This is a genomic window from Ferrovibrio sp., from assembly GCF_017994015.1.
GTDB lineage: Bacteria > Pseudomonadota > Alphaproteobacteria > Ferrovibrionales > Ferrovibrionaceae > Ferrovibrio.
On record NZ_JAGOLP010000014.1, the window covers coordinates 23,839 to 45,684 of the forward strand.

Consider the following 21,846-nt stretch of genomic DNA (forward strand, 5'->3'; position numbering starts at 1 on the left):
GGTTTGGCACCGGCTGATGGCAGCATAACACAAAAGCCGGCAGCCGGTTGCGGCAGATGGGAGGCGCGGAATGATCGGGGCAAGGCTTGGCGATACGGGCTGGAAACTGCTGCTGGCGGCTGGCCTGTTGCTGCTTTTGCCGGTGTCCGGGGCGCGCGCCGATCTGCTCGGCCATGGCGCCATGGTGAATAGCGTGGCGGTGTCGCCCGATGGCAAAAGCCTGCTCTCGGCCAGTTGGGATTACACGCTCAGGCTCTGGGATTTACGCGCGCAGAGTGAGCTTAAGGTGCTGGATGGCCATACCGCTTCGGTGAACGCAGCGCTGTTCCTGCCCGATGGCCGCTCGGCGGTTTCGGGCAGCTGGGATCACAAGATCATTCGCTGGGATTTGCAAACCGGCAAGGAAACCGCCCGGCTGGAAGGCCATGTCAACAACGTGGCCGGGCTGGCGCTGAGCCGCGATGGCAAATCGCTCGCTTCCGCCAGTTGGGATCGCAGCATCCGGCTGTGGGATCTGGCCGGCAACAAATTGCTGCGCAGCTTCGAGGGCCACCAGGCCAATGTGATGCAGGTGGCGTTTGCCATGGGCGACCGCGAACTGGTTTCGGTCAGCTACGATCTGACGCTGAAAATCTGGGATATCGCTTCGGGCAAGGAAATCGCCAGCCTGACCGGGCATGAAGCCAGCGTGAATGCCGTGGTGGTGACGCCGGATGGCCGCACCGCGATCACCGGCTCCACCGATGGCGCGCTGCGCTTATGGGATATTGCCGGGCGCAAGGCTTTGGGTCGTTTGCCGGGCCATGCCGCCTTCGTCACCGGGCTGGCAATCTCGGCGGATGGCAAAAAGCTGCTTTCGGGCGGTGGCGACAAGCTGATGCGCTATTGGGATATCGCCGAGGCCAAGCAGTTGCGCCAATTCGCCGGCCATGAAAAGCCGGTCTGGACGGTGGCCTTCTCGGCCGATGGCAAACGTGGCATTTCCGGCGGCTATGACACGGTGATCAAGGTATGGTCGCTGGAAACCGGAGAGCCGGTTGAACCCGGCAAGTAGGGCCCAGACAGGACAATGCCCGCGACCGGCTGGCGCGGGCATGCAGTAATGCCGGAAAACCGGCGCGGGATCAGTTATGCGAGACGCGGGCGCTCTGCGTGGTGTAGGCAGTGTCCACCGGCTTGTTGACCGTATCCAGCACAAAGGCAGCGGCCACGGCGAGCAGCACGGCAACAGCAGAACCAGCGATAAAGGCTTTCATGGGTACCCTCCCGGAATTTATGGCCGGATTATAGCAAGCGCCGTCTGGTTGGGCAACAAATCCGTTTGTTTTCAGCGCCCTGTCGCGCGTTATTTCACGCCCAGCTTGTGCTTCAGCCAGAACAGCAGATCGGCGCGGTCCTGGGCGATGGCAAGCCCGCCATACATCTTGTTGCCGGGCATAAAATCCTGCGTCGCCGCCAGATAGGCATCCAGGTTGGCATCGGTCCAGATCACGCCGGACGTTTTCATCGCTTCGGAATAGCGGTAATCGGCCACACTGCCGGCCTGGCGGCCGAACATGCCGAACAGGCGCGGCCCCACCAGATTGCGGCCATTCTGCTCCAGGCTGTGGCAGGCGCGGCATTTGCCCCACAGCTCCTCGCCACGCTCCAGGCTGGGCGGTTCCAGGTCGGCGGCAAAAGCCGGCAGGGCCAGCAGGCAAAGCAGCAGAGCAAGAAATGATCTGAACACGCGGCAACACCCCCACAAGCTGGCCTTGGCGACCGTGAAACACTATAATTCCTTGAAAGCAAAAACCAAATCCTGCGCGGACAAATCCGTTGCCGGAGGCGGTCTGTAAGGGGATGGAGCCGGATGCGCCTGGAAGGCAAACGCCTGCTGGTCTGCGATTGTGAAGGCAGCATGCCGCTGGATGGCGCGGCACTGGCCAGGGCCTGCGGCCAGCCGGCCAAGGAAACGGCCGGGCTTGCCACCCAGCTTTGCCGGGCGCAGGTGGATCGGTTTCACAAGGCGCTGGATGCCGGCGAACCGTTGCTGGTGGCCTGCACCCAGGAAGCGCCGCTGTTTGATGAGTTGCGCGCCGAGCGCAAATCCACCACGCCGGTGGCCTATGTCAATATCCGCGAAACCGCCGGCTGGTCCAGCGAGGCCGAGGCGGCCATGCCGAAGATCGCCGCCTTGCTGGCTGCTGCCACCGTGCCCAATCCGGTGATGCCCACGGTGCCGCTGAAATCCGCCGGTGTCACGCTGATCTATGGCCGCGACGAACGCGCCATTGACGTGGCGCGCCAGCTTGGCAGCCGGCTGGATATCACCGTGATGCTGGATCGGCCGCGCGATGTGCCGGGCCAGCCGCGTATGGATATTCCAGTGGTGCAGGGCCATGTGCGCGGTGCGCGCGGCTATCTTGGCGCTTTCGAACTGGTGGTGGATGATTACGCCCTGCCGCTGCCCTCTTCACGTGGCAGCTTGCGTTTTGGTCCGCCACGGCAGGGCGCCGCGTCGCGCTGCGATATCATCATTGATCTGTCTGGCGGCACGCCGCTCTTTCCGGCACATGAAAAACGCGACGGCTATTTCCGCCCGGATCCCAACGATCCGGCGGCCGTGCAGCGCGCCTTGTTTGAAGCGGTCGATCTGGTCGGCGAATTCGAGAAGCCGCTTTATGTGCAGTATCATGCCGAGCTTTGCGCGCATGGCCGCTCAAAGAAAACCGGCTGCAACCGCTGCCTGGATGTCTGCCCCACCGGCGCAATCCGCCCGGATGGCGACAAGGTGGCGTTTGATCCGCATATCTGCGCCGGCTGCGGTGCCTGCGGCGCCGTCTGCCCCACGGGTGCTGCCGATTACCGCCTGCCGCCCGCCGCCACGCTGGCCGAACGGCTGCGCGCACTGCTGCTGGCCTACAAGGCCGCCGGCGGCGAACAGGCCGTGCTGCTGGTGCATGACGACAAACATGGCACGCCGCTGATTGATGCGCTGGCACGCCATGGCGATGGCCTGCCGGCGCGGGTGCTGCCGTTTGTGGTCTATTCGATCACCGAACTGGGCATTGATTTTTTTGCAGCGGCCTTTGCCTATGGCGTCTCCGCCGTGCAGGTGCTGGCAGCACCGAAGCGCGACGACTTGCTTCCGCTGGCACAATCGCTGGGCCTCAGCGAAGCCATGCTGGGCGGCCTGGGTTATGGCGCCGGCCGGCTCGGCCTGATCGATACCGCCGATCCGGATATTCTGCTGGCGGCATTGCGCGCCTTGCCCGGGCAGACGGCGCCGTCTGCCGCTGCCTTCCTGCCGATGGGCAGCAAGCGCGATATCGCCAAGCTGGGCTTACGCCATCTGCATAAGGTGGCACCGCAGCAGGATGGCGTGCCGCCGCCGGATCAGGTGGCGCTGCCGGCCGGCGCGCCGTTTGGCAATGTGGTGGTGGATGCTGCCGGCTGCACACTCTGCCTGTCCTGCGTCTCGGCCTGCCCCACCGGGGCGCTGAGCGACGATCCGGAATATCCGCGCCTCAGCTTCACAGAAGATGCCTGCGTGCAATGCGGCTTGTGCAAAAACACCTGCCCGGAAAAGGTCATCACGCTGGAACCGCGCTTCAATTTCCTGGCCGCTGCCGCTGCACCGCGCCTGGTGAAGCAGGAGGAGCCGTTTCACTGCATCCGCTGCGCCAAGCCATTCGGCATCAAATCCTCGGTTGAACGCATCGCCGAGAAGCTGGGCGGCAAACATTGGATGTTCGCCGAAAACAAGATGATCGACCGTATTCGCATGTGCGCTGATTGCCGCGTGATTGCGCAATCCGAAAATGCCATTGACCCCTATGCCGGCGCGCCACGCCCGATGGTGCGCACCACGGATGATTATTACGCAGATCGTGCCGCCGAGCCGAAGGACAGGAAGCCGTCGTGACCCATGTGCTTGGCATTGCCGGCTGGAGCGGCGCGGGCAAGACCACTTTGCTGGAAAAGTTGATCCCGGCCCTGGTGGCGCGTGGCCTCAGGGTATCCACGATCAAACATGCGCATCACAGTTTTGATGTGGACAAGCCGGGCAAGGATAGCCACCGCCATCGTGTTGCCGGCGCCAGCGAAGTGCTGATCTCGTCGGCGCAGCGTTTTGCCCTGATGCATGAATTGCGCGGCGCAGCGGAGCCCAGCCTGGCCGATCTGCTGGCGCGGCTCAGCCCGGTTGATCTGGTGCTGGTGGAAGGCTTCAAGCGCGAAGGCCATGCCAAGATCGAGGTTTGGCGGCAATGTGTTGGCAAGCCGCTGTTGCAGCCGGATGATCCGGCCATCATCGCTGTGGCCTGCGATGCCGAGCCGTTGCATCTCACTGCGCCGCGCCTGGATGTGGATGATGTGGCCGGCATTGCCGATTTCATCCTGGCTTGGTGTGCCAGCGCCGCCGGGCAGGCCGGCTTCGTGGCGGGGGTGAAGCTTGGCGCAGCTGACTGACGATTGTTTCGCCCATGGTGGCGCGTTGCTGCCGCTGGATCAGGCCCTGGCCGATCTGCGCCAGCGTCTGGTGCCGGTGACACAAAGCGAAACCCTGCCGTTGCAGGATTGCCTCGGGCGCGCCGTGGCGCTGCCGGTGCTGGCCCAGGTCAGTGTGCCGCCGCAGGCCAATTCGGCGGTGGATGGCTATGCGGTCTATTTCGACGATCTGAATCCCGATACCGCCACCACATTGCCGGTTGTTGGCCGCGCCGCTGCCGGGCATCCGCATGCCGGCCTGCCGCCGCGTGGGAGTGCTGTGCGTATCTTCACCGGCGCGCTGATGCCGCAGGGTATGGATACCGTGCTGATGCAGGAGGATTGCAGCGCAACTGAGGCGCAGGTGACGATCCGCCCGGGTATCAAACGCGGCGCCAATAGCCGCGCTGCGGGTGAGGATATTGCCGCCGGCCAGATGGCGCTGGCGCCCGGCACTGTGCTGACCCCGGCGCATCTGGCGCTGGCTGCCGCTGTGGGCCATGCCGATCTGCCGGTCTATCGGCCATTGCGGGTGGCCTTGCTGTCCACCGGCGACGAGGTAAATCCGCTTGGTCAGCCTTTGCCGCCGGGCGGTATCTATGATGCCAACCGGCCGATGCTGGCGGCCTTGCTGCGCCGGCTCGGCTGCCAGGTCAGTGATTTGGGCATTCTGCCTGACAAGCGCGCTATCCTGGCGGCAAAACTGGCCGAGGCGGCAGCGGGACATGACGCCGTGATTTCCTCGGGCGGCGTTTCCACCGGCGAGGAGGATCACGTCAAGGCCGCCATCGAGATGCACGGCGCGCTGCATCTCTGGCGCCTGGCGATCAAGCCGGGCCGCCCGGTGGCTTTGGGCCAGATTGGCCGTGTGCCGTATTTTGGCCTGCCGGGCAATCCGGTGGCCGCGCTGCTCACGTTTGCTTTTTTCGCACGGCCTTTGCTGGCGCGGCTTGGCGGTGCGGAATTGCCGCCGCTGCGGGCTTTTCCGGTGCGTGCCGGCTTTGCCTACAGGAAGAAGCCGGATCGCCGCGAATGGGTGCGCGTGATATTGGAGCCGGGCGAGCCGGGCGGGGCTTGGCTGGCGCGCAAATATCCGGTTGATGGCGCTGGCATCATCACTTCGCTCACCGGCAGCGATGGCATCCTGGAACTGGAGGAAAGCCGCACCCGGCTGGAGCCTGGCGACAGCGCGCGGTTTTATCCCTACGGATTGCTGGGACTCTGAGCCTCAACCTGGATGGCGCGGCACATGCATCATGCGCGTTTTGTCGACACTGCCAGGAACATCGACACTGCCACAGATCGCGTCACCCCATAAAACCCCGAAGCCGGCTGCCGTGGCGGCGTGCATGATGTCAAAATTATTCACATTGGCCAGGATTGATTCATGCCGGCCCAACGTGGCGCGACGGGCAAACAATGCCAGATCACGTTGCAGCCGCAGCGGCTCCAGCCCGGCCGGAATCTCGGTGCTGAAGCCGTAGCAGCCCACACCGGCATATATATCGATCAGTTTTGGATCGAACGGGATATGCAGCACATGCAGTGCAGCCAGCGGCCGCAGATAGGCGAGCAATTCGGCGATGCGGCTGGCCGGCGTGCCGGGCGGGATATTGTAGAGCGCAAAGGCCAGATAGCGGCGCAGACCTTCAGGCAAATCCTTGATGCGTGCAAAATACACTTCGCGTAGCCGGCTGACATTCAGGGTCTCGTAGCCAACCGCGATCACCACCTTGGCCTGCATGCCATTTTGTAACATGCGGTGCAGCCCCATCATGCCGGCGCCGAGCATGAAGCGATCCAGTGCGAAGGGCAGTTCATGCGGCCTGTCCAGCAACGGATCATCGCTGACCCGTGCCAAGCGGCCGGTATGTTGATTGATGGTGATCGTCAGATAGGAGCCGAAAACCCGGCGCCTCATACCAAAAAGCGGCTGGAAGCGTGTGGTGCAATGTTGCAAAAAGGCTTCGTGACTGGTGCGCTGGAAAAGCTGGCCGAGATCGGAATCGAGGTCCGGGCCGGCTGCCGACATATCTTCCTGCGCTGCTGCGTTGGCGTTTATCGTTGCGGCATTGGCTGCGGCTTCTTCAGCGGTTTTCTGGCGTACGTGATCAAGCAATTCCTGCAAAGAGCCGATTTTTTCCAGCACCAATTCGCGGTCGATTTCGGTCACCCGCGACACCACGGCGATGCCGCTTTCGGCTGCGGCTTCACCCAGGATCAGCGCCTGGATTTCTTTTGAGATCACAGTGGCCTTGAATTCGGCCTCGGTGCGTTGCAGCCGAGTGAACAGCACCAGGTAGCTTTCCTCATCCACCCGGTAATAGGCATCGGTCACATCCAGGCGGCGTTGTAGCACCGATTCAACCAGGCGATGGATGCCTACAGAAAGCCGTGGCCAGTTATCGCCCAGCCTGTCGCGGATGCCGTTGAGGCCGAGCAACTGCAAGCTGCCGGCAGCAATCTTGCTGCGATCCAGATTAGTCAGGCTGCCGATACTGCGCAGGCCAGCCTGTCCGCTCGGCTGGGGCCGAGCCGGTCGTGCCGCTCGGGCTTGACGGCTGGCTTCCTCTTCCCCGAACAGGAAGTCGCCCAGCCATCGTATCGCCGATTTCATACTACGCTGTTGTGTCATGCGCCTATCCAAACGGCGTAGCTTAATGCCTGGAAGAAATATATTCTATAAATTGTGGGGGATTGGGGAATTTAGGCTAAATTTATCATTAATGGTTGTGTGTTATTGATCATTAGTATTAATCAGATAGGAAGAATGCTACTGCTGTCACATTTAGGCGGTATTGCCAGCGCGCAGGATATGATCCATGCGCAAGCCGCGCACCATGCCCGGGGTGTCCAGCAGCGGCGCCACGGCATCACCCAGAAGGTAAGTGAAGCCGGCCGCCACCCCGGTGGACACATCATCCATGCTGTCGGCATCGGTGAGGATACATTCCAGATGGTGCAGATGCGCCCGCTTGGTGAAATTGCTCAATTGCTGAAAGCGTTTAGACAGGTCAAGCTCCTGGTGCGAGACACTGGTGACAACGCCATGACAGCCGGTTGTGGCATAGCTGTCGATGAGATGAAAATCAGCGCCAATGCGTAGCAGCCGGCTACCGCCAAAAGGTTGCAGATAGGCCATAATCTCGGCCACCCGGCTGGCCGGCGTGCCGGCCGGAATGTCGCGCAGGCTGAAGCCGAGATATTTCGCCACCCCGGCCGGCACCTCGCGCAGCCGGGTGAAATAGGCTTCGCGCTGCCGGGAATGTGCCAGGGTGCTGTAGGCCACGCTCATGATCACCAGGCCGCGATCACCATTGCTGAGCATGCGGTGCAGGCCGAGCAGACCGCTGGTCAGCACATAGCGGTCGATCTGAAACGGCAATTCCTCCGGATTTTCCAGCAACGGGTCTTCCACCAGATGCGCCGGCTTGGCGCTCGGGCCATGCACGGCTACGCCAAAATAAGCCGAGAAGGAGCGTCGCTTCAGGCTGAAAGAGGGGTAGAAACCGGCCCGGCATTCCTTCAGAAACATTGCCACGCTCTTGCGCTCGAACAGGCTGCTGAGCGATTGGTCCAAGTCGGTCAGGTCCGGCCCGGCACCGGTCACCGGCGCGGCTGAGGCTGTTGCGCCGCTTTCCGTGCCGGCTTCGTCGGGCAGCGGGCTATCGTCAAACAGCAGCACGTCGCCGGGCTGTTTCGGCTGAGCCGCCATTTCCGCTTCCGAGGATTGCCGCACATAGCGCACCAGGTCGGGCAGGCTCTGAATTTTCTCCAGGATCAGGCCGCGATCCACTTCCGCCACGGCCGAAAGCACAGTGATATGATTGCCGGCCGGCAATTCGCCCAGCACCAGTTTTTCCACTTCCTCGGCGATCACCTTGGCTTTGAAGCCGGCGGCAGTGCGGTTGAGCCGGGTGAACAGCACCAGATAGGTTTCGTCGTCTACTTTGTAGAAGGCATCGGTAACATCGAGCCGCCGGCGCAGTACGCCATCTACCACGCGGTAAACCTTTTCCGCGCTGTCGGCCCATTGCTCGCCCAGGCTCTGACGCAACCCGGCCAGGCCGATCAGCTGCATTGTGCCGGCGGGTAATTTGGCGGGTAACGATGCCGCGGCCGCTGGGCGAGCGGCGGGGGCCGGAGCCACGCCGGTCGCAGTGGACGCGGAGGTACCCGCATCGCCGAAAAGGATGTCGCCCAGACGGTCGAGCAGCGACTTGTTTGGCGGCATGGCTATCTGTTTCCAACCCGATTGATTGGAACCAGACTACACTTTGTGGTCACCATCCCATAGCGACCATGCTGCGTATTAGCGAAATTTTCGCCCATTCTACCAGGGCGAGTGTGATCTCAGAGGATGGTCGGGTTCGGCGCGTCGCCATACACCGCCTTCGGGTCAAACGCTTTTTCGCTTTCCTCGAAGGTCAGGGCTACAGCAGCATCGCCCTGCGCCGCTGCCGCGCCGGTCGGCACCGAGCGGTAGAAGCAGGAACGGTAGCCGACATGGCAACTGGCATCGCCCTCAACCCGTACCCGCAGCCACACGGCATCCTGGTCGTCGTCGATGCGCAGCTCCACCACCTTCTGCACCAGGCCTGAAGTGGCGCCCTTGTGCCACAGAACCTTGCGGCTGCGGCTGTAGTAATGCGCTTCGCCGGTGGCGATGGTGCGCTTGAGGGCTTCCTCATTCATGTAGCCGAGCATCAGCACTTCGCCGCTATCGGCGGCGGTGGTGACACAGGGCAACAAGCCCTCGGCGTCGAATTTCGGCGCCAGTTCGTTGCCTTCTTCGACCTGCTCGATGCTGATCCGCTTGGCGAACATGGTAAGCTCCTGGGCCCGGCTGGGGCCTGTTGTCCTGGGCGATTAGGCCGTTATATATCGTTGCAGACCGGGGTGTTCAACCCACCCCCTGTGGTGAGCCTTATGCTGAATGCCCTATATAACGAAAAAATCCTTGGTTTTGCGGCACATATTGGCCAGACCGAGCGGCTTGAGGCACCCGATGCCACGGTGACCCATCACAGCCCGCTCTGCGGCAGCCGGATCACGGTGGATCTCAAGCTTGATGGCGACCGCGTGGTTGGCTATGGCCAGCTGGTCAAGGCCTGTGCATTGGGCCAGGCGGCGGCCTCGATTTTCGGCCAGCATGTGGTGGGGCAGGATAGCGCCACGTTGCGCAGCCTGCTGGCGCGGATGCGGGCAATGCTGAAAGAGGGCGGCCCGGCGCCGGATGGGGAATTTGCCGATCTGGAAGTACTGACCCCGGTGCGCGACCATAAGGCACGCCACAATGCAGTGCTGCTGCCGTTCGAAGCCACGGTGAAGGCGCTCGATCAGATTGAGGCGGCACGCCAGAAGGCCTGAATTTATTCGGCCTGAATTTATGCTGGCCGGCGTTTCAGCCGATGCAGGCAGTTCACGGTCAGGATCAATTCGCCATGCTGGTTGAAGGTATCATGGCGCATCGTCACCACGCCGCGATCCGGCCGCGATTGTGAGGCTTTTGCCGCCACCACTTCTGCTTCCACCCGGATCGTATCGCCCGGCCTGAGCGGAAGCAGCCAGCGCAATTCCTCCATGCCGGGCGAGCCGAGATTGGCCCGGCCAAGTACACCCAGGCGGAAGAACAGCGAAAAGCTGAGCGACAGGGTGTGGAAGCCGGAAGCGATCAGGCCGCCGAATTCGGTGCCGCGTGCCGCCTCGGTATCAATATGGAAAGGCTGCGGATCATAAACCCGGGCAAAATCCAGGATCATTGCCTCGCTTACCGTCATGCCCGGTGTGCTGAAACGCTGCCCGGGCAGCAGGTCGTCAAAATACCAGTCTTGCATCATCCTGCCTTGCCTCAAGCCTGCTGGCCGCGCTGCATGCCGATCCGTGTTGCCACCAGGCCGCCCAGCACGATGGCGGTGCCGATGCCTTGCAGCAGCGAAAAATCCTCGCCCAGCACCAGCACGGCGCTGATCAGGGCAAAGACCGGAATGAGATAGGAATAGCTGGCGGCGCGCGCCGCACCCAGCCGTGCCACGCCCTCATACCACCACAGATACCCCAGCGCGCCGGCCAGGATCGCAGTATAGCCGAAGCCGGCCCAGACCCCGGCAGACAGGCTGGCGAGATCGACCCGGTGAATATCCAGCAGGCTGAAGGGCAGCAGCATCAGCGCGCCAAACAGCATCGACCAGGCGGTAACGCGCAAAGGCCCCATGCTGGCCAGGTAGGGCGGTGCCAGCATCGAATAACTGGCCCAGCAAAGCGCGGTGGCAATGAACAACAGGTCGCCAACCACATCGCCACCGGTGATGTTCAGCGCGGTGAGGCTGTTGTTGATGATCAGGAAAACACCGGCAAAGGACACCACCACGCCAGACCAGGCCAGCAAGCCCGGGCCGCGCTCGCCACGGCTGAGGGCGCGAAGCGCGGTGAACAGCATCACGAAAAGCGGCGAGATGCCAACCAGGATGGCGCCCTTGGAGGCCGAGGTCATGGTCAGCCCGTTGGTCCAGAAGAGCTGCATCATGGTGACACCAAGCAGGCCGAGCAGCAGCAGGGCCGGCAGGTCGCGGCGGCGCGGCAAACTCAATCCCTGGCGCCAGGCCAGCAAACCCATCAGCGCCAGTGCGGCAATGAAATAGCGGATGCCGGCATAGCTGAAGGGTGGCAGGCTGCCCAGCACGTATTTGGCGGTGGGAAAGGTGTTGCCCCAGATCGCCACTGTCACCAGCAGGTAGAGGTCGCCGGCATTTACGGGCTTCTTTGCAGTCATGTCGGCTGCTCCAATTTACGTTCCTGGCGCCGCAATAGCAGCGCCAGGGTGAAGCCGAGCAGGGCGCAGAGCGGCAGCAGCCAGCGTCCCTGTTGCCAGCCGCCCAATGCCGCCACAGCGGCGGCCAGGCCGGGCGGGCCGAGGAATGAACCGATATTCGAGAGCTGCACCACCAGGCCGTTCAGCGTGGCAATCTCGCCGCCACCGCGGGCATGCAGCGGCACACCGGCCAGTACCGTGGCCGGCACACTGCCGCCGCAACCGGAAAACGCCATGCCGAGCAGCACTGCCAGCCAGGGATTGGCTTGTGGCCCCAGCCCGAAGATGAACAGCCCGAACACGCTCATCGCTAGCGGCACACCGGCTAGTATGGCGCCGCGCGGCACACCATGTTGCAACAGGAAAGCGGCGCTCAGGCTGCCGCAGGCATTGGCGATCACCACCAGGGCGCCGGCCAGGCCGATACTGCCGGTGCTCAACTGGCCGCTTTCGGCCAGGTAGCTCGGCAGCCAGGTGATAACGGCAAACCATTGTGTGGTGTAGCAGGCAAAGCAGCCGGCCATCAGCCAGGGGCCGGGCCGGCGCAGCGCATGCCAGCGCGGGCCACCACTGGCCGCGCTGGCTGGCGCCGCTGCCTGCTTAGGCTGGCGCAGCAGTACCAGCAAGGCCAGGGCCAGCAGCAGCGCCGCCATCATCAGCCAGACCGGGCGCCAGCCGCCGGCCAAAGCCGCCAGTGGCGGCGCCAGCAGCATGCCCAGCGCCACGCCGGTTGGCATGTAGGCGCCCCAGATGCCGAGCCAGAAACGCTGCCGCGTCGCTCCTGCGCCATGCGTGATCGCCACCGGCGCGGCCACCACGGTCAGCACAAAACCCAGCCCTTCCACCATGCGGCCAAGCAGCAGGCCGCCGGCCATATCGGCGGCAGCGCCGAGCAGGTTGCCGAGGCCGAGCAGCGCAAGGCCCAAAGCAATGGTGCGCCGGCTGCCAAAACGGTTGCTGGCCAGGCCGGCCAGCACGCCGCCCAGCGCCGCCAGGATCGAGAAGGAAGAGGCGACCAGCCCAGCCAGCACCAGGCCAAGGCCAAATTCTTCCCGCAGGCCGGGCAGCAGCGGCGGCAGTTTGCCCACCTGCATGCTGGTGCAGATGCCGGCCGCCAGCGCCAGCAGCACAACGCCACGGTCGAAAGCGGCAGGTGCGGCGGAAACCGCATGCTGGCCTTGCGAAAATTGCAACCCTGGCTCCCAAAACAAAGACGGCAGGGGAAACCCCTGCCGTCGCTACGCTCTGCTGGTGTCTATAGCCGATTTTCAGCGGCGCGTCACTTGCCGCCGAATTTGCCTTACTTGAACGGCATCATGCGCTCGGCCTTGGGCGGCAGATACGCATCGGTGAACAATTCGTCGGCCTTGGGCGCACGGTCGAGACCAAAGGAAGCGGCCACGGCTTCCGCCGAGCGGGTCAGGCGCGCCGGATCAATGCCGCCAAAGCCGTTCTCCTTGACCCAGGGGGTCATCACGTTCTTCTCCAGCGACAGGTTGAGGCGCTCCAGTTCCAGCACATCGTCGGTCAGGCCGTCGCGGGTCTTGGCAGCCATGGCACCCAGTTTCGGATCGGCCGCAATCTCCTTCCAAGCCTTGATGGTGGCCTTGACGAAACCCTTGATGGCATTCGGATTGGCCTGCATGAAAGCCGGCGAGGCGATCACCGCATTGCCGTAGAAATCCATGCCGAAATCGGCATAGAAAAACACCTGCACGTCCTTCGGATCGACGCCGATCTTCTTCAGATCAAGCAGCGACGAGAAGAAATGCCCGGTGATGAAATCGACGCTGCCATTCTTCAGGCTCGGCTCACGCAGCGCCGGCGCCAGATTGACCGTCTGCACCTTGGCCTTGTCGATGCCGGTCTTGGCGGCGAAGGCCGGGAACAGCTTGAACGAGGCGTCGAAAACCGGGGCGCCGAGCTTCTTGCCTTCCATATCCTTCGGCGTCTTGATGCCGGAAGACTTGAGCGCATAGGCGCCGAAAGGCGGGGCGTCGTAGCCCATCATCACCGCCTTCACCTGCTGGTTCGGGTTTTTCACATTGTATTCGATCAGCGCGTTGATATCGGCGAAGCCCATCTCATAGGCGCCGGTGGCGACACGCTGCAAGGCGCCGGCCGAACCCTGGCCGGCATCCAGCGTCACATCCAGGCCCTCGGCTTTGTAATAGCCCTTCTGCTCGGCATAGAGGAAGGCCGAGGTCGGACCCTGGAAAGCCCAGTCGAGGGTGAATTTGAACTTGGTCTGCGCTTCCGCCTGGCCGATGGCCGAGAAGGCCAGGCCAACGCCGAGAACGGCTGCCGAAAGCTTGAGCATGGTGGTCATTCGAGAGGTCTCCCCGTGGATAAAGCCGCCATCCGGACGATTCCCCCCGGCGGCGCGTGGCGGCAGTTTATGCCGCCGTAATGTAGCGCGCCAAGGCAGAATCGCGGCCTGACTGGTGCCGGTGGTATGCAATTCAGGGACCAGACCGGGGCGGGCCGGTCTACGGGCGTTTTTTCAGGCTGCGCCGGAGCAGATGCCGGCCAACCGCCTAATTCGGCGCCGGCCTGCCTTATTCGTGTGCAGCAGGTCGGCCATTGGGAGACAATTGGGACATTGTTGCGGTTGCACAGGGGGCGGGCGCGGCGTAATGTCCGCCCGCAAAAACCTTTGTAAACCGCACTCGGGAGTCGTTTCCATGCCGTTTCTGTCCGACGCGCTTGGCCGGATCAAGCCATCCGCCACCATTGCCGCCACCCAGAAGGCGCGCGCGCTCAAAGCCGCCGGCCGGGATGTGATCGGCCTTGGCGCCGGTGAACCGGATTTTGACACGCCGCAGAATATCCGCGATGCCGCCAAGGCGGCCATCGACCGTGGCGAAACCCGCTATACCGATGTGGACGGCACCCCGGCATTGAAGGCGGCCATCGTCGCCAAGTTCAAGCGCGAGAATGGCCTGGATTACAAGCCGGAGCAGATCAGCGTTGGCACCGGCGGCAAGCAGGTGCTGTTCAACGCTTTGTTGGCCACGATCAATCCGGGCGATGAAGTGATCATCCCGGCGCCCTATTGGGTCAGCTATCCGGATATCGTGAACTTTGCCGGCGGCACGCCGGTGGCAGTGCCCACCAAGGCCGAGAATGGCTTCAAGCTACAGGCCGCTGAACTGGATGCCGCGATCACGCCGCGCACCAAGTGGCTGATCCTGAATTCGCCATCCAATCCCTCGGGTGCGGCCTATACCCGCGACGAGCTGAAGGCGCTGACCGATGTGCTGCTGCGCCATCCGCATGTCTGGATTCTGACCGACGACATGTATGAGCATCTGGTGTACGACAATTTTGTCTTCACCACGCCGGCCCAGATCGAGCCGCAGCTTTATGATCGCACGCTGACCATGAATGGCGTGTCGAAGGCTTATTGCATGACCGGCTGGCGTATCGGCTATGCTGCCGGCCCGGTGCAGCTGATCAAGGCGATGGGTGGCCTGCAATCGCAATCCACCTCCAATCCGTCGTCGATCAGCCAGGCTGCTGCGGTGGAAGCGCTGAACGGCTCGCAGGATTTCATCCCGAAGAACAATGCCGTGTTCAAGGAGCGCCGCGATCTTGTGGTGTCGATGCTGAACCAGGCCAAGGGCATTGTCTGCCCGAAGCCGGAAGGCGCCTTCTATGTCTACCCGAGCTGTGCCGGCACCATCGGCAAGACCAGCAAGGGCGGCGTGAAGATCAACAACGACGAAGATTTCAGCAACGCCCTGCTGGAAGAGGCCGGCGTGGCGGTGGTGTTTGGCGCGGCCTTTGGCCTCAGCCCGCATTTCCGCATTTCCTACGCCACCGCCACCGACACGCTGCGCGAAGCCTGTGCCCGAATTCAGGATTTCTGCGCCAAGCTGAGCTGATAGCAGCCTTGGCTGCGCCCCTGCATAGGACGAAGGCTGCCCCAGCGGAAAGCGCCGGGGCAGCCTTCGCTGTTTTCGTGACCGCCATCACGCAGCCATCAGGCGCGGCGGTTTTTCCCCAAATCATCGCTTTGTGTCGCCCGGCAGCAATGCTAAACGGGCGCAACAGGGATACGCGCGACGCAATAAGGCCGGAACGATGCCGACGACAGTGAAGAAACGCTCCGTCGTCGTTGGCGGGCATCGTACCAGCATTTCGCTTGAGCGCGCTTTCTGGCAGGCGCTACGCCAGCTCGCCACTATCGAGGGCAAGACCATCAATCAGATGGTCAGCGAGATCGATGCAGCGCGCAGCGGCAATCTGTCGAGTGCGATCCGGGTCTATATCCTGGCGCGCGCGCGCCAGGGTGAATTGCCGCCCGCTGCGCTGGATGTCGGAGACACGCTCTCCGACGAGGACGAAGACGACGGGGAATAGCGGCGCCGCCGGTCTCGGTGCCGCGTCAGACGCGGAGACGAGAATATGCGCGCGCTTTCAGCCCTTGCCCTGCTGGCCAGTTTTGGCCTTGCTGCCTGCGATCAGCCGCCGCCGCCGCCCGAGCCGATCCGCCCGGTGCGGGTTGCCACCGTCACACCACAGGCCTTTGAGGGCCGCTCCACCTATACCGGCGAAGTGCGCGCCCGCTATGAAACCAATGTCGCCTTCCGCATTGGCGGCAAGATCGTGGCGCGTTATGTCGAGATCGGTTCCGAGGTCAAGAAGGGCACGCTGCTGGCGCGGCTTGATCCCGAAGATACCCGGCTGGCGATTGAGAATGCCCGCGCCCAGGTGAATGCGGCGCAGGCCGATCACAATCAGGCGCAGATTGACCTGGCGCGGTATCGCAAGCTGTATGAAACAAAGGTGATCAGCCAGGCCGAGATCGACCGGCGCGGCACCGTGGCGGATTCCGCCGCCGCGCGGCTGGAAAGCGCCCGCTCGCAATTGCGCGTGACGCAGAACCAAATGGCCTATACCGAATTGAATGCCGATGCCGATGGCGTCATCACCTCGATTGCGGTGGAAGCCGGCCAGGTGGTTTCAGCCGGCCAGACCGTGTTGCGCCTGGCGCGGCCGGAAGAAAAGGAAGTGGTTTTCAATGTTGCCGAGAACCGCCTGGATGAATTGCGCGGCGCCTCGGCAATCCGTATCAGCCTGTGGGCGCAGCCCGACCAGACCTATGCCGGCGTGGTGCGCGAAATTGCGCCCGGCGCCGATCCGGTGACGCGCACCTATGCGGTGAAGGTGAGTGTGCAGAATGCACCTGCCGCAATGCGGCTGGGCATGACCGCCAGTGTGGCGATCCTGCGGCGCGGAGACGAAGGCATGGTGGCGTTGCCACTTTCGGCGCTTTATCAGGAGAAGGACAAGCCGGCGGTGTGGGTGTTCGATCCGGCCAGCGAAACCGTGGCATTGCGGCCGGTGCAGGTTTCTTCCTATGTCGAACGCTATGTGCTGATCAAGGATGGCCTCAAGCGTGGCGAGAAGGTTGTGACCGCCGGGGTGCATAAGCTGATCCCGAACCAGAAGGTGCGGCTGCTGCCGGAAGCCGGCCAGGAGAGCAAGTCGTGAGCCAGACTGATCTGGAGCGCGGCAATCTTTCCGCCTGGGCGCTGAAGCATCCCTCGCTGATCGGCTTCCTGATCGTGGTGCTGCTGCTGTCTGGTGCCATGTCGTATTTCAGCCTGGGGCGGGCGGAAGACCCGGATTTCACCTTCAAGCTGATGATCGTGCGCACCAACTGGCCCGGCGCCACGGCGCGCGAGATGGAATTGCAGGTTACCGACAAGATCGAGAAGAAACTTCAGGAAACACCCTGGCTCAGCCATGTGATGAGTTATTCCAAGGCGGGTGAATCCACCGTCTATGTGGTGCTGCGCGATGATACGCCGCCGAAGCAGGTGGAGGGCGTATGGTATCAGGTGCGCAAGAAGGTCAACGATATTCGGCATACCCTGCCACAGGGCAGCCAGGGGCCATTTTTCAACGATGAATTCGGTGACACATTCGGCACCATCTATGCCTTCACCTCGGATGGTTTCACGCATCGCGAATTGAAGGATTATGTTGAGGATGTGCGCGAGGAATTGCTGCGTATCCGCGATGTGGGCAAGGCCGATCTGCTCGGTGTGCAGCCCGAGCGTATCTATATCGAATTCTCCAACAAGAAGCTGGCCAGCCTGGGTGTTTCGCCACAGCAGATCATGGATGTGGTGCAGCAGCAGAATTCGCAGGCCGCTTCCGGCATTGTGCAGACCGCTTCTGATCGCATCTACACCCGTGTCTCAGGTGATTTCCAGGATGTGCGGGCGCTGACCGAATTGTCGATCCAGGCCAATGGCCGCCTGCTGCGGCTGGGCGATATCGCCGAGATCAAGCGCGACTATGTTGATCCACCCTCGGCGCAGTTCCGTTATAATGGCGAACCGGCCATCGGCCTTGCCATCTCGATGGCCAAGGGCGGCAACATGATCCAGCTTGGCGAACGCCTGAAGCCGGTGCTGGCGCAGATCAAGGCCAATATGCCGATTGGCATTGATGTGCATCAGGTCGCCGATCAGCCCGAAGTGGTGCAGCGCAGTATCGACGAATTCATGAAGGTGCTGCTCGAAGCCGTGGTTATTGTGCTCGGCGTCAGTTTCCTCAGCCTCGGTCTGCGTTCCGGCCTGGTGGTGGCACTCTGTATCCCGCTGGTGCTGGCGATCACCTTTGTCTGCATGCAGATATTCGGCATCGACTTCCAGCGCATTTCGCTCGGCGCGCTGATTATCGCGCTGGGCCTGCTGGTGGATGATGCGATTATCGCGGTGGAGATGATGCAGGTGAAGATGGAGCAGGGCTGGGATCGCTTCAAGGCGGCCAGCTTCGCCTATAAATCCACCGCCTTCCCGATGCTCACCGGCACGCTGATCACCGCTGCTGGCTTTGTGCCAGTGGGCTTCGCCAAATCCTCAGCCGGCGAATACACGTTTTCGATTTTCGCCGTCGTCACGATTTCGCTGGTGGTGTCGTGGATCGTGGCAGTGATTTTCACGCCGTTTATCGGCTTCAAGCTGCTGCCCAGCCCGAAGCCCGGCCATGCCCATGACGACCTGCACAAGCGCGGTGTCTATGCCTATATCCGGCCGGTCATCGCCTGGTGCGTGCGTTTCAAGTGGGTGGTGATTGTCATCACGCTGGGCTTCTTTGCCCTGTCGGTGTTCGGCTTCAAGTTTGTGCAGCAGCAGTTTTTCCCCAGTTCCAACCGGCCCGAATTGATGGTGGATTTGCGTCTGCCGCAGGGCGCCAGCATTGCCGCCACCCAGGTGGAAGCCGAGAAGCTGGAAGCGATGCTGAAGGGCGATCCGGATATCGAGAATTTCACCAGCTATATCGGCAGCGGCGCGCCGCGCTTTTATCTGCCGCTGGATATCCAGTTGCCGAATGATAATTTCGCCCAGATCGTGGTGCTGACCAAGGGCGATGCAGAGCGCGAACGGCTGCGCACCAAGCTGATCCAGGCTTTCCAGGAGGATTTCACGCTGCTGCGTGGCCGTGTCAACCGGCTGGAAAACGGCCCGCCGGTCGGCTTTCCGGTGCAGTTCCGCATCAGCGGGCCAGACCCGATGGAAGTGCGCCGCATTGCCTTCCAGGTCGCCGATGTGATGCGCGCCAATCAGAATACCCGCGATGTGAATCTGGATTGGAACGAACTCAGCAAAACCGTGCGGCTGGATGTTGACCAGGCCAAGGCGCGCCTGCTGGGCATCTCATCGCAGGATTTGGCGGCGGCGCTGAATGCGGCGCTCTCCGGCGTCACCATCACACAATATCGCGAAGGCAAGGAATTGATTGACGTGGTGGCGCGTGCCGAGGCGGCGGAACGGCTCAGCCTGTCCGGCATCAAGGATCTGAATGTTGGTGGCTCGGGCGACAATGCCCGCTCGGTGCCGCTGACCCAGGTGGCCGAGGTGCGCTATGCGCTGGAGGAGGGCATCATCTGGCGCCGTGATCGCCAGCCGGTGATTACCGCGCGCGCCGATGTGGTGGATGGCATCCAGGCGCCGGTGGTTTCGACCCAGATCGAGCCGTTGCTGAACGATCTGCGCAAGCAACTTCTGCCGGGCTATCGCATCGTGATGGGCGGTGCCATCGAGGAAAGCGCCAAGGGCAATGCCTCGCTGGCCGCCGTGATGCCGGTGATGGTGCTGATCATGGTCACGCTGCTGATGATCCAGTTGCAATCCGTGTCGCGCATGCTGCTGGTGCTGCTCACCGCGCCGCTCGGCCTGATCGGCATCACCGCCGCTCTGCTGCTGTTCAATGTGCCGTTCGGCTTTGTTGCGCTGCTTGGCGCGATTGCCCTGGCCGGCATGATCATGCGCAATTCGGTGATCCTGGTGGATCAGATCGAGCAGGATATCCGCGCCGGCCATGCCGCGTTTGAGGCCATCGTGGATGCCACCATGCGGCGTTTCCGCCCGATCATGCTCACCGCGCTGGCCGCTATCCTGGCGATGATCCCGCTGTCACGCTCGAATTTCTGGGGGCCGATGGCGGTGGCGATCATGGGCGGCCTGGCGGTGGCCACGCTGCTTACCGTGCTGTTCCTGCCGGCGCTTTATGCCGCCTGGTTCCGCGTCAAGCCGGAGAAAGCTCCGGCCTGAGAGATCAGGCCTGATCGTTCAGGTGGCAGGCACTGAGCCGGTTCGGTGCCACCTCACGCAACACAGGCTTTTCCGCCTTGCAGCGCGGCATGGCATGCGGGCAGCGCGGATGGAAATGGCAGCCGCTGGGCGGTTCCAGCGGTGAGGGGATTTCGCCGCTGATCGGCGTGTAGTCGCGTCGCTTGGCCACCAGCTTCGGCGCTTCCGCCAGCAAAGCCTGAGTATAGGGATGATTGGCGCCCTTGAACAATTCCTCGGTCGGCGCGCTTTCCACCACGCGGCCGAGATACATGATCACCACGCGGTCGGAGAGATGCTCCACCACCGCCAGGTTATGGCTGATGAACAGGTAGGTCAGGTTAAGCTGTTCGCGCAGGTCCATGAACAGGTTCAGCACCTGGGCCTGGATCGACACATCGAGCGCCGCCACGGCTTCGTCGCAAACGATGAAGCGCGGTTTCACGGCCAGGGCGCGGGCGATGCCGATGCGCTGGCGTTGGCCGCCAGAGAATTGATGCGGGAAACGCTTCTTGTAGCGCGGATCAAGGCCGACTTGCAGCAGCATGGCCTCCACATAGGCATCCTGCTCGTTGCGCTTGATCAGATCATGCGCCAGCGGCGCCTCGCCGATGATGTCCTCCACCCGCATGCGCGGATTGAGCGAAGCATAGGGGTCCTGGAAGATCATCTGCACGGCGAGCTTGTAGGCCCTGCGCTCGGCCGCGCTCATCGTGGCGATATCCTTGCCCTCGAAACGCATGCTGCCTTCGGTGACATCCATGATGCCGGCAACGATGCGGCCCAGCGTGCTCTTGCCGCAGCCGCTTTCGCCCACCAGGCCAACCACTTCGCCATGCTTCACGCTCAGCGAAACGCCATCCACCGCATGTACGGCGCGTTCCTGCATGCCGGCGCCCAGCAGGTTGGCCAGCTTGGCGGCAAAATCCAGCTTCCAGACGAAGCGCTTCGAGATATTCTCAAGATCAAGCATGGTGGTTGACATCGTTATAGCCCCCCGCTCATCGGGTGCTGGCAGCGCACACCATGGCCGGGGCTCAGTTCCAGCAGGTCAGGCATGCTGTCACAGGCAGCATCGGCATAGTCGCAGCGGGTCTTGAAACGGCACCCCGGCGGCAGGTTCAGCAAGGGCGGCGTCATGCCGGGAATCTGATAGAGCCGCTTGCCGCGCCCGCCCATATTGCCATGCGTGCCGGGCACCGAGCCAATCAGGCCGGCGGTGTAGGGGTGGCGCGGATGCTCGATCACATCAGCCACGCTGCCGGTTTCAACGATGCGGCCGGCATACATCACCATAACGCGGTCGGCCAGGCCGGCCACCACGGAAAGGTCATGGGTGATCCAGATCAGCGCCGTGCCGGTCTCGCGGCATAGTTTGCGCACTTCATACAGAATCTGGCCCTGGATGGTCACGTCCAGCGCCGTGGTCGGCTCGTCGGCGATGATCAGTTCCGGCTTGTTCAGCAGGGCGGTGGCAATGGCGATACGCTGCCGCATGCCGCCGGAAAGCTGGTGCGGATAGGCCAGCAGGCGATCTTCCGGCGCGGCAATGCCCACCGCCTTCAGCGTCTCCACGGCGCGGGCGCGGGCGGCGGCCTCGCTCACCTTGTCATGCGCCTGCACCGCCTCAATCATCTGCGTATCGACGCGCAACACCGGATTGAGCGTCATCATCGGATCCTGGAAGATCATGGCGATGCTCTTGCCGCGCAACTGGCGCAGCCGGTCCGGCTTGGCCTGGGCGATATCCTCGCCCTTGAACAGCACGCGACCGGCGGCGATATGGCCTGGTTGGTCGAGCAGGCCGATGATCGAGAAGCCGGTAATGCTTTTGCCCGAGCCGCTTTCGCCCACCAGGCCGAGAATTTCGCCCTGGTTGACCTCGAAGCTGACACCATCCACCGCCCGCACCACGCCGTCGCGGGTCGGGAAATGTGTTTCCAGGTTTTCGACTTTCAATGTGGGGGTCATTGC

20 protein-coding genes are annotated in these 21,846 nt (G+C 62.7%); 9 read left to right on the forward strand and 11 right to left on the reverse strand.

Going from position 1 to position 21,846, the window contains the following annotated elements:
• Positions 1 to 70 precede the first annotated feature (70 nt).
• Positions 71 to 1,054 carry a WD40 repeat domain-containing protein gene (locus KBB36_RS09555; RefSeq protein WP_290979353.1) on the forward strand — a complete coding sequence of 328 codons (984 nt, stop codon included), beginning with the start codon at positions 71 to 73 and terminating at the stop codon, positions 1,052 to 1,054.
• Positions 1,055 to 1,124: 70 nt separating this feature from the next.
• Here KBB36_RS09555 and KBB36_RS09560 read toward each other — a convergent pair whose 3' ends face one another.
• Positions 1,125 to 1,256: a hypothetical protein gene (locus tag KBB36_RS09560; RefSeq protein WP_290979356.1), complete on the reverse strand. Its 132-nt coding sequence runs from the start codon at positions 1,254 to 1,256 to the stop codon at positions 1,125 to 1,127.
• An 89-nt stretch (positions 1,257 to 1,345) separates the two neighbouring features.
• Entirely contained in the window at positions 1,346 to 1,729 is a 384-nt protein-coding gene (locus KBB36_RS09565; protein ID WP_290979358.1) for a c-type cytochrome, read from the reverse strand.
• 123 nt (positions 1,730 to 1,852) lie between these two features.
• Between KBB36_RS09565 and KBB36_RS09570 the strand changes: the two genes are divergently transcribed.
• Genes KBB36_RS09570 through glp form a run of 3 tightly spaced genes read left to right on the forward strand, consistent with a single transcriptional unit; the run spans position 1,853 to position 5,695 of the window.
• Positions 1,853 to 3,907 (forward strand): 4Fe-4S binding protein, encoded by a 2,055-nt coding sequence (locus KBB36_RS09570; RefSeq protein ID WP_290979361.1) that lies wholly within the window; start codon positions 1,853 to 1,855, stop codon positions 3,905 to 3,907.
• Positions 3,904 to 4,452: a molybdopterin-guanine dinucleotide biosynthesis protein B gene (gene mobB / locus KBB36_RS09575; protein ID WP_290979364.1), complete on the forward strand. Its 549-nt coding sequence runs from the start codon at positions 3,904 to 3,906 to the stop codon at positions 4,450 to 4,452. The genes KBB36_RS09570 and mobB overlap by 4 nt, the downstream gene beginning before the upstream one ends.
• Positions 4,436 to 5,695 carry a gephyrin-like molybdotransferase Glp gene (gene glp / locus KBB36_RS09580; RefSeq protein WP_290979367.1) on the forward strand — a complete coding sequence of 420 codons (1,260 nt, stop codon included), beginning with the start codon at positions 4,436 to 4,438 and terminating at the stop codon, positions 5,693 to 5,695. The genes mobB and glp overlap by 17 nt, the downstream gene beginning before the upstream one ends.
• A 3-nt stretch (positions 5,696 to 5,698) precedes the next feature.
• Here glp and KBB36_RS09585 read toward each other — a convergent pair whose 3' ends face one another.
• The 3 genes from KBB36_RS09585 to hisI form a co-directional block, all read right to left on the reverse strand.
• On the reverse strand, positions 5,699 to 7,105 hold the full coding sequence (locus KBB36_RS09585) for a hypothetical protein (RefSeq protein WP_290979370.1): 1,407 nt from the start codon (positions 7,103 to 7,105) through the stop codon (positions 5,699 to 5,701).
• A gap of 153 nt (positions 7,106 to 7,258) precedes the next feature.
• On the reverse strand, positions 7,259 to 8,551 hold the full coding sequence (locus KBB36_RS09590; protein WP_290979373.1) for a hypothetical protein: 1,293 nt from the start codon (positions 8,549 to 8,551) through the stop codon (positions 7,259 to 7,261).
• Positions 8,552 to 8,823: 272 nt separating this feature from the next.
• Positions 8,824 to 9,297, reverse strand: a complete 474-nt coding sequence (gene hisI, locus KBB36_RS09595; RefSeq protein ID WP_290979376.1) for a phosphoribosyl-AMP cyclohydrolase — start codon at positions 9,295 to 9,297, stop codon at positions 8,824 to 8,826.
• Between the two features lie 102 nt (positions 9,298 to 9,399).
• On the opposite strand from hisI, the gene KBB36_RS09600 reads away from it, so the two are divergent.
• Positions 9,400 to 9,840: an iron-sulfur cluster assembly scaffold protein gene (locus KBB36_RS09600; RefSeq protein ID WP_290979379.1), complete on the forward strand. Its 441-nt coding sequence runs from the start codon at positions 9,400 to 9,402 to the stop codon at positions 9,838 to 9,840.
• 17 nt (positions 9,841 to 9,857) lie between these two features.
• Here the strand turns inward: KBB36_RS09600 and KBB36_RS09605 are convergent, their stop codons facing one another.
• The 4 genes from KBB36_RS09605 to KBB36_RS09620 all read right to left on the reverse strand — a co-directional run bounded on the left by KBB36_RS09605 (position 9,858) and on the right by KBB36_RS09620 (position 13,610).
• Entirely contained in the window at positions 9,858 to 10,310 is a 453-nt protein-coding gene (locus KBB36_RS09605; protein ID WP_290979382.1) for a MaoC family dehydratase, read from the reverse strand.
• Between the two features lie 11 nt (positions 10,311 to 10,321).
• Positions 10,322 to 11,242, reverse strand: coding sequence for a DMT family transporter (locus tag KBB36_RS09610; RefSeq protein WP_290979385.1), 921 nt, complete (start codon positions 11,240 to 11,242; stop codon positions 10,322 to 10,324).
• A complete protein-coding gene (locus KBB36_RS09615) occupies positions 11,239 to 12,474 on the reverse strand; it encodes a CynX/NimT family MFS transporter (RefSeq protein WP_290979388.1) in 1,236 nt (411 codons plus the stop codon). Before KBB36_RS09615 ends, KBB36_RS09610 begins: the two co-directional genes overlap by 4 nt.
• Before the next feature lie 107 nt (positions 12,475 to 12,581).
• Positions 12,582 to 13,610 carry an ABC transporter substrate-binding protein gene (locus KBB36_RS09620; protein WP_290979391.1) on the reverse strand — a complete coding sequence of 343 codons (1,029 nt, stop codon included), beginning with the start codon at positions 13,608 to 13,610 and terminating at the stop codon, positions 12,582 to 12,584.
• A 355-nt stretch (positions 13,611 to 13,965) separates the two neighbouring features.
• Between KBB36_RS09620 and KBB36_RS09625 the strand changes: the two genes are divergently transcribed.
• The 4 genes from KBB36_RS09625 (at position 13,966) to KBB36_RS09640 (ending at position 19,854) form a co-directional block, all read left to right on the forward strand.
• Positions 13,966 to 15,168 (forward strand): pyridoxal phosphate-dependent aminotransferase, encoded by a 1,203-nt coding sequence (locus tag KBB36_RS09625; protein ID WP_290979394.1) that lies wholly within the window; start codon positions 13,966 to 13,968, stop codon positions 15,166 to 15,168.
• Between the two features lie 211 nt (positions 15,169 to 15,379).
• Positions 15,380 to 15,646, forward strand: a complete 267-nt coding sequence (locus KBB36_RS09630; protein WP_366933178.1) for a ribbon-helix-helix domain-containing protein — start codon at positions 15,380 to 15,382, stop codon at positions 15,644 to 15,646.
• A 45-nt stretch (positions 15,647 to 15,691) separates the two neighbouring features.
• Complete coding sequence (locus KBB36_RS09635; protein WP_290979400.1) at positions 15,692 to 16,780, forward strand: efflux RND transporter periplasmic adaptor subunit; 1,089 nt, start codon at positions 15,692 to 15,694, stop codon at positions 16,778 to 16,780.
• Positions 16,777 to 19,854 (forward strand): efflux RND transporter permease subunit, encoded by a 3,078-nt coding sequence (locus KBB36_RS09640; protein WP_290979402.1) that lies wholly within the window; start codon positions 16,777 to 16,779, stop codon positions 19,852 to 19,854. The genes KBB36_RS09635 and KBB36_RS09640 overlap by 4 nt, the downstream gene beginning before the upstream one ends.
• Positions 19,855 to 19,858: 4 nt before the next feature.
• On the opposite strand, the gene KBB36_RS09645 is transcribed toward KBB36_RS09640, so the two are convergent.
• Entirely contained in the window at positions 19,859 to 20,857 is a 999-nt protein-coding gene (locus KBB36_RS09645; RefSeq protein ID WP_290979405.1) for an oligopeptide/dipeptide ABC transporter ATP-binding protein, read from the reverse strand.
• A 2-nt stretch (positions 20,858 to 20,859) separates the two neighbouring features.
• Positions 20,860 to 21,843, reverse strand: a complete 984-nt coding sequence (locus tag KBB36_RS09650; RefSeq protein ID WP_290979408.1) for an ABC transporter ATP-binding protein — start codon at positions 21,841 to 21,843, stop codon at positions 20,860 to 20,862.
• Positions 21,844 to 21,846 lie beyond the last annotated feature (3 nt).